This is a genomic window from Streptomyces sp. NPDC017940 (assembly GCF_044328435.1).
Taxonomy (GTDB): domain Bacteria; phylum Actinomycetota; class Actinomycetes; order Streptomycetales; family Streptomycetaceae; genus Streptomyces.
In genome coordinates this window covers 1-1,859 of record NZ_JBIRHJ010000028.1, presented here as the reverse complement: position 1 = coordinate 1,859, position 1,859 = coordinate 1, and the positions used below count along the sequence as shown (strand labels likewise).

At 56.8% G+C, this 1,859-nt stretch carries 1 rRNA gene; it reads right to left on the bottom strand.

The annotated features are described in order from the left end of the window. Positions 1–33: 33 nt before the first annotated feature. Positions 34–1,859: ribosomal RNA gene (locus tag ACH4DX_RS35700) — 23S ribosomal RNA — on the bottom strand; the annotation flags it as partial.

Sequence of the window (1,859 nt, the reverse complement as noted above, 5' to 3'; positions counted from 1 at the left end):
GTTTCAGAACCAACACAGTGGACGCGAGCAACTGAGGACAAGCCCTCGGCCTATTAGTACCAGTCAACTCCAGCGGTTGCCCGCCTTCCATATCTGGCCTATCAACCCAGTCGTCTACTGGGAGCCTTAACCCCTCAAAGGGGGTGGGAGTCCTCATCTCGAAGCAGGCTTCCCGCTTAGATGCTTTCAGCGGTTATCCTTTCCGAACGTAGCCAACCAGCCATGCCCTTGGCAGGACAACTGGCACACCAGAGGTTCGTCCGTCCCGGTCCTCTCGTACTAGGGACAGCCCTTCTCAAGACTCCTACGCGCACAGCGGATAGGGACCGAACTGTCTCACGACGTTCTAAACCCAGCTCGCGTACCGCTTTAATGGGCGAACAGCCCAACCCTTGGGACCGACTCCAGCCCCAGGATGCGACGAGCCGACATCGAGGTGCCAAACCATCCCGTCGATATGGACTCTTGGGGAAGATCAGCCTGTTATCCCCGGGGTACCTTTTATCCGTTGAGCGACGGCGCTTCCACAAGCCACCGCCGGATCACTAGTCCCGACTTTCGTCCCTGCTCGACCCGTCAGTCTCACAGTCAAGCTCCCTTGTGCACTTACACTCAACACCTGATTACCAACCAGGCTGAGGGAACCTTTGGGCGCCTCCGTTACTCTTTAGGAGGCAACCGCCCCAGTTAAACTACCCATCAGACACTGTCCCTGATCCGGATCACGGACCCAGGTTAGACATCCAGCACGACCAGAGTGGTATTTCAACGGCGACTCCACACACACTGGCGTGCATGCTTCACAGTCTCCCACCTATCCTACACAAGCCGAACCGAACACCAATATCAAACTGTAGTAAAGGTCCCGGGGTCTTTCCGTCCTGCTGCGCGAAACGAGCATCTTTACTCGTAGTGCAATTTCACCGGGCCTATGGTTGAGACAGTCGAGAAGTCGTTACGCCATTCGTGCAGGTCGGAACTTACCCGACAAGGAATTTCGCTACCTTAGGATGGTTATAGTTACCACCGCCGTTTACTGGCGCTTAAGTTCTCAGCTTCGCACGCCCGAAAGCGCACTAACCGGTCCCCTTAACGTTCCAGCACCGGGCAGGCGTCAGTCCGTATACATCGCCTTACGGCTTCGCACGGACCTGTGTTTTTAGTAAACAGTCGCTTCTCGCTGGTCTCTGCGGCCACCCCCAGCTCAGACAGCAAGTGTCATCACCGGATGTGGCCCCCCTTCTCCCGAAGTTACGGGGGCATTTTGCCGAGTTCCTTAACCATAGTTCACCCGAACGCCTCGGTATTCTCTACCTGACCACCTGAGTCGGTTTAGGGTACGGGCCGCCATGAAACTCGCTAGAGGCTTTTCTCGACAGCATAGGATCATCCACTTCACCACAATCGGCTCGGCATCAGGTCTCACCCTCCATGAGCGACGGATTTACCTATCACTCGGGCTACACCCTTACCCCGGGACAACCACCGCCCGGGCTGGACTACCTTCCTGCGTCACCCCATCACTCACCTACTACCAACTTGGGCCGGCGGCTCCACCACTTTCCTTTCCCCGAAGGGTCCGGAACGGCTTCACGGCCTTAGCATCACTGGATTCAATGTTTGACGCTTCACAGCGGGTACCGGAATATCAACCGGTTATCCATCGACTACGCCTGTCGGCCTCGCCTTAGGTCCCGACTTACCCTGGGCAGATCAGCTTGACCCAGGAACCCTTAGTCAATCGGCGCACACGTTTCTCACGTATGTATCGCTACTCATGCCTGCATTCTCACTCGTGAACCGTCCACCACTGCCTTCCGGCGCAGCTTCACCCGGCACACGACGCTCCCCTACCCATC